Below are 14,395 nucleotides of genomic sequence, written 5' to 3' on the forward strand. Positions count from 1 at the left end.
TTTAATAATGATATCATCGGTTTCAGATAACGTTCCTGTATTCATGACGTCCGACTTAGTCGGATGTGTCTGCTGAAATTCCTCCTCGAAATTCTTCCAGCAGACTTAGGCTTCAACGGAGCCGCTACTTGAATATTATGTTATCGGATGTTCTCATGTTTCTTCTTCATTCAATGTACGTAAGATAGGTATTTCAACTACTTCCCCTTTAGCAAGTTCTTCAGCAATCAATTTATAAAAGTCATTTAATAAAGTCACTGTACCATGTATCTTTTCATAACGGAAAGTAAAGTCATCAACAATTCCAACTATGGGATAATCTTTAATTACTCTATAAAACATTTCAACCTGTATAAGAACAAGGTTAACCAAACTTAGTAGTTGAAAATGAATATCTCTATCTTCAGTTCTATCAAATATTCAAGAAACTCCTTGATAGTGTTCTTCACTCAATTCAAAATTTCCAAATGCACTTAAGATACTAGAATGCGCGAATTTACTATTAATCTGCTTTTTATACACATGAATTGTATCAGACATGTCTTCTTTATAATTATTTTCAATCCATTTATTTGCTTTTGATTTTACTCCTGATTTCTCTACCATTGAACCTTGATCATTTTTGATAGCAAAACTATCAATTTTAGGATTATACAATGCATAACACGCCAATACTGCAGACTCAATTGATAAACGTAAATTAAAGCTTGTTTGAACAGTATGCTTTCTAATTAATGATAAAATCGCTAAATACAATGAATTATTGGTTTGAGATAAAAAACCAGCAAATATCCAGGCACTGATCTGATAATTTTTAGTAAATGTCCAAGAAAACTCTATTGCCTCTAAACATACTTCAAAGATTAATCCAAATTGATCGTTTGCTCTTATAATCATCTCATGTTGCTGAACATTCTTTACACCTCCTGTACAGTTTTTTTATTCAGTATATTTTATGAGAATTTCCGATAACGTTCCTGTATTCACGAACCCGAGAACCTTAAGCCCCGTCTGGGGCGGCCGCGACTGCGGTTAGGTTCGCAGGGTTGTTCGCCTGATTCCACTACTCTGCCGATCCCTTCGGGCGAACCAAGGAGCCGCCAGGCTTCGCCGCGTGAATACTATGTTAACTGATGTCTCCGACATCTTAAGCTGCTTTCAAAATACGCTATTATTCAGCCCTTATTCAAACCTTATTCAAACCTTTATTTCGAATTGTATCCCATTCCCTTTCTTATTTCACTACTTCTTTTAAATAGACTTTGTTAAACTGTATTGTTAATTTTTTTATTGAAGTACCGGGCAGCATAGTTGCATGGATTGCATGAATACCGCGTGCAAAAAGATAGTAAAAACGATTGACATTGGAGTCTACTCCAATGTTATTTTGAATGTATGGAAAAACAATATTCTATAAAAGAGGTTTCACGGATACTTGGTATCCCGAAGGATACGCTGCGGTATTATGACCGTATTGGAATCGTATCGCCGTCTCGGGGACACAATTCTTATCGCAGGTATTCTAGGGACGACATCGTTGATTTGATGAATATTCAAATCATGCAGTATGCGGACTTTCTCTAGAAGAAATCAAGGGGAAGTTTCAGTTCCACAGAATGCAGAGTGTAGATCCTGCTTATTGCCAGGAGGTCGCTGAATTCCTTGATGCCAAGAAAGCAGAAACACGCAAGAAAATCGCACATCTTGAAAAGGTCAGTCAGTTGCTCGACGTAGCAGTTAAAACGCTAAGGGACTTTAATCATGAAAGTGACCAACGGCTGGCAGTATTCGTTCGGGAGATTTACCGGGATCTTCACAAGAAGGAACCTGAAATAACTAAGGAGGATTGTGATGGACATCAAAATTAAGAATTATTATTGTTTGATTGCCGGCGTTCTTGCAATACTTTTTGCTGTTACGCACGCATGGAACGGGCAATCCGCTGTACTGCCGACACTCTTAGTGAATGATATAGCCTTGGATACACGGATAACATTTACGTATGTCTGGCACATTATCACCGCTGAGAATCTGGTTTTCGGCATAGTATTCATTATCCTGTCATTTCAAAGCGAGAAATCTAAGATCCGGTTTGCTGCGTGGATGATCGTGTCACTTCTGCTCATTCGTCTGATGGTCATTCTCGGTGTAACCGCATTTTATGATGTTTCGACACTTACGAATACGTTAATCGATTCGATTGCCATCTTAATCTATGCCGCTTTCATTATACTGGGCACAAGAATAGAGAAAAAAGAGTAAGGAGGTCAATCATCACAAACCAGTAGGAAGGTTTGAAGCACTAAACTGCGTTTCACTGCCATTGATTTGCAATACGCTAACGGGAAACAAGTTCAGAATAAACCGTCTAATGTGGCGGTTTTTTCTTTTAGTAGCAAATCAACAATCAAGGATAACAGAGCCTATAAATAAAAAATGCCCCTGGTCATTCACTTTCGACCAAGGACATTTCACAATATCATCTCTTATTAAACGCACGTACTTTCTAGGTAACCCTATGCATTCAATTCGGATCTAGACATCGCAAAATCTAAACAAACTAAGATAATTTAAGTAATGCTTTTATATTTCTTTCCTATTTGACTTACTGAAACTTAAATTGTACTTATCGATCTTAAAATACTCTTTCCGGAGATTTCAGTTAACGTTGTTGTGTTCCTGACATCAATTCCCCATAGATAGCTCTTATCTTAGGGGAATTGATGTGTCTGCCTGAATCCGCTTCCTTGATATCCTTCAGGCAGACCGAGCGGCGACAGACGCGAAGCTGGAACACAGTGTTATAAGATGTTGGGGCCATCCCTGAATTCGCTTACACTTTACTGTATTGACTTTACGTACTTTTCAATTTGTTTTTTATGATGTTTATCGTGGGGAATAAATCCTCTTAAATATCCCCTAATCGAAAACTTCTTTCTGTCTCCGTCTTTATATTCCTTTATATAATCTTCCTCTGGTAATCCGGTGATATCATCAATGATCTTGTTTCTGTGTTCAATGAATTGGTTAATGATAGAATCTCTTGTTTGGGTCTTTGCATATTCCCTTGCATTAGCGTTGAATTCATCAAAGTTCAAATGCCTTACAGTCACGGATTGACCAAGCTTAATCTTCTCTATGCCTTCCTCATAAAAATATTTGTCCCAAAGCATGATATGACTTACAACATCTTTCAATGACCATTTCCCTTCTGAAATGGGACTGTTCCAATGTTCCTCATCTATAGTCTTTAACTCTTGTACAAAATCAATAAAGGTTTTGAATTCTTCCACCATTTCCAAAGAGGTCTTCGCCATGTACATTACTCCTTTGAGTTGTTTTTATATCCTTTGCCCCAATTTCTTATAACATTTCTGTATTCATGAACCCCAAAGGGGTTGTCAGCCGAAATGCCTCCTCGAAATCCATCTATCAGACCAAGGCTCCATCGGAGCCAAAGAATGAATATTATGTTATACGAAGCACTTCGCTTCATTGAACTGCATTCAAAATCTCAATGACTAAAATAGCTTCTTCTTTATAGCCTTCAAGATCGTTTAGTTTAATCCATTCAGGTTCATGATCTCTAAATTGATAGAATCTAATTACCACATCTTCTCCTTCGATTGTAGAACTTAAAATTAAAATAAAGTCTTTTTCAGGGTAGTTCAACTTTATATTCTCTTTCCAATTCGAAATGAGTTTTATTCCAGTCCTTAAATCCTCTATATGGTAATGATTAATTGAGGCTTCTAAATCTGTTCGATCTTGATAAATGGTTTCTTCAATAGAATCTGTCTCTCTTAAACTTGAAGCATCAACTAAAATGCAATTGTCCCATTCATGAAAAGTAGGGTTAAATAAATTCGAACTGATCGATTCCTTTGATTTAGCAAGCTCATTCAATAAATTTCTCATCGCCTTATTTATTTTCATGTTTTTCCTGCTTTCGAAGTGTTTCGTATAACATTCCCGTATTCACGACGTCCGACGGAGTCGGATGTGTCCGGTTGCTTCTGCTTCCCTGAAACCCCTCTGCCGGACCGAGGGCGTATGCCCCATGTGTGAATATTATGTTAAGTGGAGTTACGGACCTCTTTGAAATGCTATCTAGGTATTAATTGTCTTTGTATATGTTTTTACTGAATCCCAAAATGCTCCTTTAGACTCTGCTTCTTTACTTTCATCTTTTATCTGTCTCGCAATTATTTCCAATCCATCAAAACATGCATTTTCTTTGTACCAATCAATTAATTCAACTAAAGATACACTTTCTTGCACTTCCTTATCTTTATAAAGAGATACAATTGTTATTGTAAATGCCGGCACTAGAGCATCTGCATTCAAGTAATATATAAAATTCTTACCTGTGTAGTGCTTCATAAGGTATACCTCTATTTCTTTCTCAAGAAAAGAAAACACTTCAATCAATTTATCTGATGATATTCTGTTATTCTTTATAAGTCTATTGAATCCATGGATGTACAAGTAATTATAATTTGCTTCATTTCTGGTTAAAGTAGGGTCATTAGAAAACAAAAAATTTGGAGAAGTTATTATTGAGGTAACCTCTCGATATGCCTTCTGGGCGTATTTATTTAAATAATCTAAAATCAAGTACTTTCCCTCTCTTCACTATTTCACTTAACATCTAATTTATGTACTTCGTAAATACCACACATCCTGTATGATATGTGAACTACGTATATGATAACCTATGGTGTAGTATTTGCGAAGAAGAATTTGGTGAAAAAGGTAGATTTATAGCAACACTCAATCTCCCAGATCCAAACGATCCAGCGGGCTCTGAATTCGTTGAATATTTTTCGTACTAACATGCGTATATCGCTGTGTTGTGCGTCCACTCGTGTGACCAAGCAGCTCCTGGATATAGCGCAGGTCTGTTCAGTTTTCCAACAAATGAGTAGCAAAAGAGTGCCTCAAGACATGAATACTAACCTTTTTCACAATGTCTGCACGTTGTCTGGCTTCTTCAAAAACCTTCTGCACACTCCGCTCCGTAAGATGCCGATCAGAAGAATGCCCTGGAAAGAGCCAACGAGTTGGTCTATATTCAGTGACGTATTTCTGCACCATATCCCACGCTAGACTCGATAGGATCGTTCTCCGATCCTTTTGCCCCTTCCCCTGTCTCACGATGAGTGTTTGTCTTTCAATATCAAGATCGCTGCACCGCAAACGCACAACTTCACTTACACGAAGTCCAGAAGAATAGGTTAGAAACAATATGGCCTTATGTTTAGGGTTTGGGAGATCCCTCGCTCAAATAAACCTAAACAATACGTCTGAATTTTGGAAGTAGTCACATCGGTATCTTTAAGGGAAAGCTACTCAGAAAACGTTCGACCTGATTACAATATGCTTTAATCGTTTTGCGGCTGTATCCTCGTAACTTTAATGCCTTCTGTAACGGCTCTTTGCTCCATGGATGGTTTGCCTTACTAGCTTTCCATTGCTGTAAATTCTCATTTTCAACCCACAACTCTGGGGTAATCAGAACGACATCAGGATCAAATTGATTCATGAACTCCGGAAGAGCAGCTATGGTTTATGGGATGATCCACACTTATTGTTTGGCTTCCCACGTTCTGCCATTAATCCGACGAATCCGCTCAATATATGCAGGGTTATATGGGATATGAAGTAGCATATTTATTCATAGGAAACTCTCCTTCGTTTGGATAGGTTATGTTTTTGACCCAAATTCGGAAAAACAAAAAGGAGGGCCCTTCTTCATCCACTAGGGAATCAGACGACCTTCCGATGCTTTCGGAACATATATGTTTTGATAAAAGGTGAAGCGGAGCGCGGCTTGTGCAGTGGCAAGCCGCGTAAGGGTGAGGTGCTGCGCCCAATCGGGCAGCACCTCACGGGATTGCACCGCGGCCATAACCGCGGTGCTCAACGTTGTAGCACCAGAACGGCAAAGCCATGGTGCTTCCCCCACTGCATGCAGCCATCGGCCATGCAGCTCCCCAATGCCGCTGCATCTACATGGCAGCGGCTTCTTCTCCCAGCGGCAGCGTGTAATACTGCGCCTGCTGCCCTTCATGCTGCTGGTACACAACGACCAGCAGCGTCCGGCCTTTCGCGGCGAGCGGGCTGGCGCCAGCTAGCACACGCTCAAGCCGGAACGGAAGCACATCCAATACGGTGTGCTTCTGCAGTTCCTTTTCGCCGAGTCCAAGGTCGGCGAAAGCACGGGCACCCATGACCGTCTGTGCGGTCATGGCCGAGGTCATCGGCAACGCACGCGAAGCGTTGCCGCCTTCCCCGTCCGCCGCTCCATCCACGGCGGACCCGACAGCGTCGCCCGCAGCGAGCGACGCTGCACCCCCAGATTCGCTGCCGATCACACCCGCCGCATCTGCGGCAGAGTCTTCCCCGGCAGCAGCCGAACTTGCCCCAGCGGCACTCACACTTGTGCCGATGCTTTCCAGCCATGCCGTGCCTGTGGCACCGGCAATGCGCGGCAGGCGAACGTCTTCCGGACGCTCAGCCAGCGTTTTCATATAACCTGCCCACTGGTCTTTCTGGAGCGGATCTTCCCACCAGATTTTGCGCGGTTTGTATTTGTGTCCGAGGAAATAGTCCAGCTTCATCAGGCCGAGCACGATATCCATATGCGGCGTGTTGCGCGACTCCAGGAAGCTATGCAGACGAGTGAACAGATCCTCCAGCTGGTGACCGATCTTCTGCCAGCCCTGGCCCTCCCAGTAATCCCCGAATGCCTGGAAGAAATCAAACGGCGAGTCAAATTCCTGCTCCATCAGATACTTCAGCGTATGATCCATCCGGTGTGCGTTCCAGTATTTCTCCAGTACATCCTCCAGCCGCTTCAAGCGTACGATGTCGCTGAACGGCAGCACATCGCTGCCCAGAATCTCATACGGCGCGTGATCCATGTAGGTGTAATTGTACTTCTCCGCATCCAGACGCAGACCCGTACCGCGCAGCATTTTGAGGAATCCGAGCTGAAGCTCTTCCGGCCCCAGGGCAAATACATCGTTAAACGTCTTGCGGAACGTGTTGTAATCTTCCTCCGGCAGTCCGGCGATGAGATCCAGATGCTGGTCGATTTTGCCACTAGCTTTCACTTTGTTCACGGTACGACTCAGCTTCGAGAAGTTCTGGCGGCGTTTCACCAGTTCATTGGTTGGATCATTCGTAGACTGCACCCCAATCTCGAACCGGAATGTACCCGGAGGCGCATTCTCTGCCAGATAGTCCAGTACCTCGGGACGCATGATGTCCGCTGTAATTTCAAACTGGAACACCGTTCCCTGATGATTCTCGATCAGGAACTTGAACATTTCGAGCGCATAGTCCCGCTTGATGTTGAACGTCCGGTCCACGAACTTAATCAGCTTCGCACCCTTCTCGATCAGGTACAGTATGTCCGACTTCGTCCGCTCAATATCGTAATACCGCACGCCAACCTCAATACTGGACAGACAGAACTGACAACTGAACGGACAGCCCCGGCTAGTTTCAAAATAAACAACGCGTTTCCCGAGATCCGGGATATCCTCTTCAAAACGGTGCGGAGACGGCAAATCGTTCAGATCTGCTTTCGGCCGTCCTGGCATGAGAATGACCTCTTCCCCTTTGCGATACGCCAGTCCATACACAAAATGAAACTTCTTGTCCCCCTCCAGCTCCGTCAAAAGCTGATGCAGCGTCTCTTCCCCTTCACCCATTACGATGAAATCGACATTGGGAATTCGGTTCATCCAATACTCCGTGTCGTAGGACACTTCCGGCCCACCCAGCAGAATTTTGACATCAGGCATAACCTTTTTCAAAATATCAATGACCTTGATCGTCTCTTCAATGTTCCAGATGTAACACGAGAACCCGATCATGTCAGCGCCGCGCTGATACAGATCAGACACAATATTCATGACCGGGTCCTTGATCGTATACTCGGCCAGCTCAATATCAAAATCCTTCTCACTGTACGCCTTCAGACACCGCAAGGCCAAGGAGGTATGGATATACTTTGCATTTAATGTAGAAAGAATAACCTTCATGGTTCACAACCTTTGCCTGGACTTCCAGACCATATTTTTTGGTAAAAAGGAAAGCTGCACAGCCATCCTTCCCCGGATGCTGTTCATACAAACCTCTCTAATGATAGCCATTCCACTTCTCATGGACATATCAAGGTTTTGTCTTTCAAAGAGTGGACACTCTTTTCAAAAAGACATATACATCCCGCCAAACCCAAAACACAATATACAGTATCGGATTCGCACAATCAAACTACATGTTGTATACGCTACTGTTTGCCATATCTAATACCAATGTCCACCCTTTGGAAGACAATCCGCCTTCTTTTGTCCACCCTACAGAGACAATATATCCAAATGTACCTTGTAAAAGGCCTCATTCGTTTCCCATCTGTGGTAAGTCTCAATCGCGTTGTATTCACTATCCACTATATACAAAACACTGATACCGAACGATTCCCTATATTCATGGACGAACCATTCCTAAATCTAAATACATATATCTCATCTATTTGAACCCTTGAACTTGAACTTTACACAAACGAAAGCATACATCCATCAACTCACTCATACTCGTAAAACGCATCGTCATCCGTATCCACGTCTTCGCCCGTTTGCTTCTGGAAAACTCCAGGAACGGCAGTCCGTACTTGCGGTACTTCACCTCACCGACCCCTTTGATATCCAGCATGTCACGTTCTGTCTGTGGACATACCACACTCATCTCGCGCAAGGTCGCGTCATTGAAAATAATGTACGACGGCACATGCTCTTTCGCCGCCAAATCACGACGGATCAGACGCAGCTGCTCAAAGACCGTCTCGTTAACTGCAGATGGCATCGCATTGCGTCCGCGACGTCCGCCATAGTTTGTACCCAAAGCCGTCGCCGCTGTCTTGCGTACCACACGCTGCATCACTTCACGTTGGCCTTTCAGCACTTCCACAGCCAGTGGCTGCAAACGAACGACCGGATACTGTCCCTCGGACAGCATCAGATAGCCTTCCGATACCATGACGTTGATGATCTCCGCGATCTCACGTTCCGTACGATTGCCCATTACGCCATAGGTTGGCAGGGAGTTGAAGCCGTAATCGAGCACTTTTTTGGCACGGGAGCCTTTGAGCACCGAAGCGACCAGCGATACACCATACCGTTCACGCATGCGGTGAATGCAGCTGAATATTTTCTGCGCATCAATCGTCATATCCACCAGCTCGCGGTCGTCCGTACATGAACTGCAAATGCCGCACGGCTTGTCCTCATGCACCTCACCGAAATAATCCAGCTGCGCACTACGCAGGCAGCGCGTCGTGTAACAATAATCTACCATCTGCTGCAGCTTCCTGTAATCGTTCTGCTTGCGGTCGCCCTCCATCGGGTTCTGCTCAATCAGAAACTTCTGAGTAATAATGTCCTGTGCTCCGAATAACAAAATGCACTGGCTCGGCTCTCCGTCCCGTCCCGCACGCCCGGCTTCCTGAACGTATGCCTCCATGTTCTTCGGCATGCTGTTATGAATAACATAACGTACGTTGGATTTATCAATCCCCATCCCGAAGGCATTCGTAGCTACCATTACCCGGATATCATCGTACAAAAAAGCTTCCTGGCTCTGGGCCCGTTCATCGTCCGTCATCCCGGCATGGTAACGTCCTGCTGGCAATCCCGCCTGCAACAAACGCTGATGCAGATCGTCCACGTCCTTACGGGTCGCGGCGTATACAATCCCCGGCTCACTCGCATGCTCGCGCGCGTAATTCAGGACAAAGTCCTTTTTGCTCTCGCCGCGCAGCACGCTGAACGCCAGATTATCCCGCCCAAGTCCAGTCACATACGTCTGCGGGTCCTGCAAACGCAGCAGCCGCAGAATATCGCCCATGACCTCGGGCGTCGCCGTTGCCGTAAAGGCCGCAACCACTGGCCGCTCCGGCAAACTGTCCACAAACGGTGCTACCGCCAGGTAGCTTGTCCGAAAATCATGTCCCCACTGTGACACACAGTGAGCCTCATCCACAGCAACGCATGAGATTGGCAGATAGCCCATCTCCTCGCGGAACCAGTCCAGCTCCAATCGCTCAGGCGCGACATAGAGCAACTTCAGCTCACCGCGCTGCGCCGCGCGGATGCGATCATTCACTTCTTTGCCGCTGAGCGTACTATTAATATAAGTGGCTGCAATACCAGCGGTCGTCAACGCATCGACCTGGTCCTTCATAAGCGATATCAATGGAGAGACGACCAGAGTCAGACCCGAATATAACAAAGCGGGGATCTGATAACAGATCGATTTTCCGCCCCCGGTTGGCATAATGCCCAGTGTATCTTCACGTTCGAGCAGGCTGGCTACGATCTTTTTTGTCCCTCACGGAAGTCGGGGTAACCATAATATTTTTGCAGGAGACCCTGCGCTTCTTCTAATGTAGGTGTTTGCACACTCATGTAAAGACTCCTTACTTATCACCGGTGTTCTTCCACCAGCTTGGTCCGATCCGATTCTGACATCCGAAAGCGGCTTATACCGCATCCTTGACAACAAAATGGCGTTCTCATGACTTGTCCGTCAAGCAAACGCCGCTCCCTTTAGTTTAACGGCCCAGACCCGAATGAGCAACCGCGTTTTAATGTAAAATGCTCTTTGGCAGATGTGTAACAGCGGTATCACCTTCTCTATCGGAAAGATTGCAAGAAGAATCAGGTGTGATCGAACATTCTAGTAAAATAAAAAAACAACCGCCTGCCCTTTTGGGGACAAGACGATTGTTTGAATTTAGAGTGCATTTGCTAGTCTTTCAACGCCTCAACTTCAGACTCTGTTAGACCACTTGTTTTAGCAATGACTGAAACTTCGATGCCAAATGAAAGCATATTTTTTGCTATTTCGATCGCTTTTCTTTTTTCACCTTCCGCTAATCCCTTCTCCGTAGCCCACTCAATCATTGAGGCTTCATCGTGCAAATACTTCTGCCGTTCTTCATACAAGCGACGCGCCTCACGATCCTGACTCAGAAACTCCAGCGTATCCATCGCTTTTTTCAATGTAGGTTCATTCATTTGCAGCACCTCCCAATTGGATTTGTCAGCACCTTTCAGGAACAAAAGCCAGTTGATCAGACCACCTTCCATCGGAACGGATTGATCATCCAGCTTAGACAACTCCATAAAATGAACTTCGAGATCATCACTCAATTCAAGTCCAGTATGGTCTTCCCTCAGATGAAATACATTATGATAGCGCTTATTTGTGATAAATGAGTAATTTAGAATATTAATCGTCACACACTTTTTCAGTTCCTTGTACGTTTGGCCTTCCTGCAACTGACTGGAATAACGCTTGCTCCAATAGTATAGGGTCCGTTTTTCAATATCGTATTTATTAAACAACTGCATTTCAATGTTGATCAATTTACCTTCAGCTGTTTTCGCCCAAATATCAAATATGGACTGTTTATCCAGCGGAGCATCTTTATCGGTATACGGATTAAGGAGTACAATCTCCGTCAGCGGCTGTTCCCCGATTCTGCAAACGTTCGGTTCAAGAAGACCAGCAGCACATCTTTATTTTCTTCACTGCCAAAAATACGCTTGAAAACAAAATCGTTTCGAGGATCGAGTAAATCAGACATCTGACCATCAACTCCGTTTCTTACTATTATACCATGCTTGGTGTGCTTAATTGCAGCATCAACCACCTTTATGTAAGTTAAACATTCCACGTAAAACTACTCAATCATGCGGCTTCTTCAATACCTGAGTTTGTTAACAAAGTCTTTGTCCTCATTCTAACTTTATCCTCTATTGATTAAGGGTTATTTTAACTTATTTGTTATTAATTAATACACATAATGTGTTACCATCGATTAACGAATTACTTACAGAAAAGATATTTACATACCTACATATCCATTTTCCACATCTCGTTCGAACCCACTGCCTTTAAAGGAGGCCCGTTTTAGTATGGAACAACATGCACTTACTAGTGATTCTTCAAACGTTTCGAAACGCAAGCCTTGGATACGTCGACATCCGATACTCACTGCATTTTCCTTTTTGATTCTGTCGATGGTTGCCGCCGTGTTCCTGTATTTCATGCTTCGCCCTTACTACTCCACGTTTGATCGCTCAGAACAAGGGGAACTCGCCTACACGATGCCATCGCCAAATGGAGAGTATGTCGCCGAGATGTACGGTGTGCCTTACGGTGGTGCGGCTGGTGGAGTCACAATCTGGGTAGATGTGAAGAAGATCGTTGCCTCGGACATGTTCATAGTAAAAACCATATACCGTGCCAAATATCACGGGGCCAACCACCTTGAATGGAAAAATGAAAATACGCTCCGGATCGAAAACCGGAACGAGTACAGCGATGATAGCATTACGCTGAACATTGATGATGAAATCTATGACAGCTGGGGCTGGGCATGCCGAAGCCTGCGCATGAAGGATCAGTACGTGCGGTGCCTGGCACCCGAAAAGTAGAACAGCACCACAAGAATCCCGGCTTGCCAACTCTCGTGGTAAGCCAGGATTCCCTTGTTTCCTATATTACTTCACATCTACTGGCGATTTAGGGCTTCATGTTGCTTCCTTTACCTCAATGTCCAAGTAGTAAACACTTTTCACTGGCCAAACTACGATCTTTTTATTTTATGAAAAATAGTACTCCACCACAGGAGGAGATAAGAGAGTTCAAAAGGCGTTAGCATGCATGCCCTTATTCTAAGGAACCTAGGACGTCTTATTTGGACCTGAAGCAGTCCTTTTCAATTGTAAGGAACACCAGACACGTTATTTCCTAAAATCACATTAAAAAAGCTAAAAATATGCCTAAATTTCCGAAATAACGTGTGTCAGGTTCCTTAGCCTGCTGCAGGTGCTTCAACCCCCTGAATAAGACGTCTCATGTTCGTTAGCGCTCCATCTTCTGCTCACTCACCTGCTCCAGATACGTCAGGTCCGCTCCAGCGTTAAGACCTAGGTTTGAAGGTATGCTAGCTGCCTCTTTTTAAACTCCGAGTATTATCTCTATATCTATATCTATATCTATATTTATATTTCTTTCCTCTCTCTTCTCTCCCACTGTCTCCTCCTACTCGCGAGGTGGCACATCTCCGCGCTCTTCCAGGCCCCTGTTCCCCTTACTCAACACCGCTTCAATCTTCTGCAGATTGGCGAGCAGGCCGGGGTCATTCGGCAGATATTCCCTAGCTTTGCCATTATGCAGGAGCGCCTGCTCCCAGTTTCCCATGTGAGCGTAACAAAGAGAGAGCCGGGCGTGGGGCAGCCAGGTGCGACATGCGGCAGGCACAGGACGCAGACCCGGATCACGGCTGCTGACATCCAGCGCTTGCATATACCAGTAGATGGCGGAGACCAGCTCCTGCCGCTCCTGGAAACAGGCAGCGATGGCACAGCAGAAGTCGGCATGCGGCAGATCGAATTGAAAGGATTGCAGCAGCGCGCCCAGCTTCCTCCCCGGCTCGCCAAGCCGCTCATAACATTCCGCCAGCCGCGCGCAGGCAATGAGCCGATCCTCGAAATAACCGCGCGGCTCCAGCAGCAGCTTCGCGTAAGCCCGGACCGCCGCCGCATAACGCTGGCGGTCGAAGCATTCGCCTGCATAATAGAACAGCAGGCGTCCCTGGGCTACGCCCTCTTCGGCGATCCATTTGCGCAGAATGCGCACGTTTCGCGCCGAATGATGGCCCGCTTCGCGGCGGTGCGTGACGGCAATGTCTGCCGTGATGACCCCGCCCTGCGGGAAGTGCAACTGCTCGTGCAGCCGGCCATGCCAGCGGCACCCCGCCTCCCGCTTGACGAGGCGCAACCGTCGGTCCGTCACAAGCGGACTTCCCTCCGGCCCCTCGGCCAGCGTATAGCTCAACATCACAGCCGCCGTCTCACCGCCGGACGGCAGCTGCTGCTTCAGCATCTCTAGCTTCGCCCGATCAGCTGGAAGCAGCACATCATCCGCGTCCAGCCACAGGATATACTCCTGCGTAGCCTGGTCGAATGAATAATTCCGCGCGGCGGCAAAATCGTCCTTCCACTCATACGTGTAGACACGGTCGGTATACTGCGCGGCGATCTCGATCGTACGGTCGGATGACCCGGTATCTACAATAACAATTTCGTCCGCGATTCCGGCGACCGAGTCGAGACAGCGCGCAAGCGTGCGTTGTTCGTTCTTCACAATCATACACAGACTGATGGTGATCACGGTTTAAGCCCCTTCCTGTCTTGCGCGTATTGCTACAGTTGTGTGACTGCCTTACTCTTTTCTACGTACTTGTCACTTGCCTACTTGGCTTCCTTCCTGTCTTCCTGCCTGCCTTCTGGCCTTACCCTGACCCTTCACCCTC

At 45.5% G+C, this 14,395-nt stretch carries 13 protein-coding genes and 3 pseudogenes; 4 read left to right on the top strand and 12 right to left on the bottom strand.

Features of this window, described 5'->3' with window-relative positions:
* Positions 1 to 153: 153 nt before the first annotated feature.
* Both ACTWJ7_RS27300 and ACTWJ7_RS27305 read right to left on the bottom strand, forming a co-directional pair.
* Entirely contained in the window at positions 154 to 342 is a 189-nt protein-coding gene (locus ACTWJ7_RS27300) for a hypothetical protein (protein ID WP_301881817.1), read from the bottom strand.
* Positions 343 to 420: 78 nt separating this feature from the next.
* Positions 421 to 897 (bottom strand): hypothetical protein, encoded by a 477-nt coding sequence (locus ACTWJ7_RS27305; RefSeq protein ID WP_301881818.1) that lies wholly within the window; start codon positions 895 to 897, stop codon positions 421 to 423.
* A 498-nt stretch (positions 898 to 1,395) separates the two neighbouring features.
* Between ACTWJ7_RS27305 and ACTWJ7_RS27310 the strand changes: the two genes are divergently transcribed.
* The 3 genes from ACTWJ7_RS27310 to ACTWJ7_RS27320 are packed head-to-tail and all read left to right on the top strand — an operon-like array spanning position 1,396 to position 2,262.
* Positions 1,396 to 1,584, top strand: a complete 189-nt coding sequence (locus ACTWJ7_RS27310; protein WP_443146037.1) for a MerR family transcriptional regulator — start codon at positions 1,396 to 1,398, stop codon at positions 1,582 to 1,584.
* Positions 1,585 to 1,616: 32 nt separating this feature from the next.
* Positions 1,617 to 1,868, top strand: coding sequence for a MerR family transcriptional regulator (locus ACTWJ7_RS27315; protein WP_443146038.1), 252 nt, complete (start codon positions 1,617 to 1,619; stop codon positions 1,866 to 1,868).
* Entirely contained in the window at positions 1,852 to 2,262 is a 411-nt protein-coding gene (locus tag ACTWJ7_RS27320) for a hypothetical protein (RefSeq protein WP_301881820.1), read from the top strand. The genes ACTWJ7_RS27315 and ACTWJ7_RS27320 overlap by 17 nt, the downstream gene beginning before the upstream one ends.
* A 578-nt stretch (positions 2,263 to 2,840) precedes the next feature.
* Here ACTWJ7_RS27320 and ACTWJ7_RS27325 read toward each other — a convergent pair.
* The 9 genes and pseudogenes from ACTWJ7_RS27325 to ACTWJ7_RS27365 all read right to left on the bottom strand — a co-directional run bounded on the left by ACTWJ7_RS27325 (position 2,841) and on the right by ACTWJ7_RS27365 (position 11,659).
* On the bottom strand, positions 2,841 to 3,317 hold the full coding sequence (locus tag ACTWJ7_RS27325; protein ID WP_301881821.1) for a DinB family protein: 477 nt from the start codon (positions 3,315 to 3,317) through the stop codon (positions 2,841 to 2,843).
* Positions 3,318 to 3,492: 175 nt separating this feature from the next.
* A complete protein-coding gene (locus ACTWJ7_RS27330; RefSeq protein ID WP_443146039.1) occupies positions 3,493 to 3,936 on the bottom strand; it encodes a hypothetical protein in 444 nt (147 codons plus the stop codon).
* Positions 3,937 to 4,110: 174 nt separating this feature from the next.
* On the bottom strand, positions 4,111 to 4,617 hold the full coding sequence (locus ACTWJ7_RS27335) for a hypothetical protein (protein WP_301879562.1): 507 nt from the start codon (positions 4,615 to 4,617) through the stop codon (positions 4,111 to 4,113).
* A gap of 156 nt (positions 4,618 to 4,773) precedes the next feature.
* Positions 4,774 to 5,205: pseudogene (locus ACTWJ7_RS27340) on the bottom strand (tyrosine-type recombinase/integrase).
* 118 nt (positions 5,206 to 5,323) lie between these two features.
* Positions 5,324 to 5,545 (bottom strand): hypothetical protein, encoded by a 222-nt coding sequence (locus ACTWJ7_RS27345; protein ID WP_443146040.1) that lies wholly within the window; start codon positions 5,543 to 5,545, stop codon positions 5,324 to 5,326.
* 216 nt (positions 5,546 to 5,761) lie between these two features.
* Positions 5,762 to 6,073 carry a hypothetical protein gene (locus tag ACTWJ7_RS27350; RefSeq protein WP_301879564.1) on the bottom strand — a complete coding sequence of 104 codons (312 nt, stop codon included), beginning with the start codon at positions 6,071 to 6,073 and terminating at the stop codon, positions 5,762 to 5,764.
* On the bottom strand, positions 6,012 to 8,054 hold the full coding sequence (locus tag ACTWJ7_RS27355; RefSeq protein WP_301879565.1) for a B12-binding domain-containing radical SAM protein: 2,043 nt from the start codon (positions 8,052 to 8,054) through the stop codon (positions 6,012 to 6,014). The genes ACTWJ7_RS27350 and ACTWJ7_RS27355 overlap by 62 nt, the downstream gene beginning before the upstream one ends.
* Before the next feature lie 487 nt (positions 8,055 to 8,541).
* Positions 8,542 to 10,475 (bottom strand): annotated as a pseudogene (recQ, locus tag ACTWJ7_RS27360) (DNA helicase RecQ).
* 342 nt (positions 10,476 to 10,817) lie between these two features.
* A pseudogene (locus ACTWJ7_RS27365) lies at positions 10,818 to 11,659 on the bottom strand (Rpn family recombination-promoting nuclease/putative transposase).
* A gap of 331 nt (positions 11,660 to 11,990) precedes the next feature.
* Between ACTWJ7_RS27365 and ACTWJ7_RS27370 the strand changes: the two are divergent.
* Positions 11,991 to 12,512 (top strand): DUF5412 family protein, encoded by a 522-nt coding sequence (locus ACTWJ7_RS27370; protein ID WP_301879568.1) that lies wholly within the window; start codon positions 11,991 to 11,993, stop codon positions 12,510 to 12,512.
* A gap of 610 nt (positions 12,513 to 13,122) precedes the next feature.
* Here the strand turns inward: ACTWJ7_RS27370 and ACTWJ7_RS27375 are convergent.
* The gene (locus ACTWJ7_RS27375; RefSeq protein ID WP_301879569.1) at positions 13,123 to 14,253 is read right to left on the bottom strand and encodes a glycosyltransferase family 2 protein; all 1,131 of its coding nucleotides are present in this window, start codon (positions 14,251 to 14,253) and stop codon (positions 13,123 to 13,125) included.
* Positions 14,254 to 14,395: the final 142 nt, after the last annotated feature.

It is taken from the genome of Paenibacillus sp. 1A_MP2 (assembly GCF_052244825.1).
GTDB lineage: Bacteria > Bacillota > Bacilli > Paenibacillales > Paenibacillaceae > Paenibacillus > Paenibacillus vandeheii.

Coding starts and splice junctions, on each gene's coding strand:
- ACTWJ7_RS27300 (WP_301881817.1), bottom strand. CDS start 342: ATGTTTTATAGAGTAATTAAAGATTATCCCATAGTTGGAATTGTTGAT.
- ACTWJ7_RS27305 (WP_301881818.1), bottom strand. CDS start 897: ATGATTATAAGAGCAAACGATCAATTTGGATTAATCTTTGAAGTATGT.
- ACTWJ7_RS27310 (WP_443146037.1), top strand. CDS start 1,396: ATGGAAAAACAATATTCTATAAAAGAGGTTTCACGGATACTTGGTATC.
- ACTWJ7_RS27315 (WP_443146038.1), top strand. CDS start 1,617: ATGCAGAGTGTAGATCCTGCTTATTGCCAGGAGGTCGCTGAATTCCTT.
- ACTWJ7_RS27320 (WP_301881820.1), top strand. CDS start 1,852: ATGGACATCAAAATTAAGAATTATTATTGTTTGATTGCCGGCGTTCTT.
- ACTWJ7_RS27325 (WP_301881821.1), bottom strand. CDS start 3,317: ATGGCGAAGACCTCTTTGGAAATGGTGGAAGAATTCAAAACCTTTATT.
- ACTWJ7_RS27330 (WP_443146039.1), bottom strand. CDS start 3,936: ATGAAAATAAATAAGGCGATGAGAAATTTATTGAATGAGCTTGCTAAA.
- ACTWJ7_RS27345 (WP_443146040.1), bottom strand. CDS start 5,545: ATGAATCAATTTGATCCTGATGTCGTTCTGATTACCCCAGAGTTGTGG.
- ACTWJ7_RS27350 (WP_301879564.1), bottom strand. CDS start 6,073: ATGAAGGGCAGCAGGCGCAGTATTACACGCTGCCGCTGGGAGAAGAAG.
- ACTWJ7_RS27355 (WP_301879565.1), bottom strand. CDS start 8,054: ATGAAGGTTATTCTTTCTACATTAAATGCAAAGTATATCCATACCTCC.
- ACTWJ7_RS27370 (WP_301879568.1), top strand. CDS start 11,991: ATGGAACAACATGCACTTACTAGTGATTCTTCAAACGTTTCGAAACGC.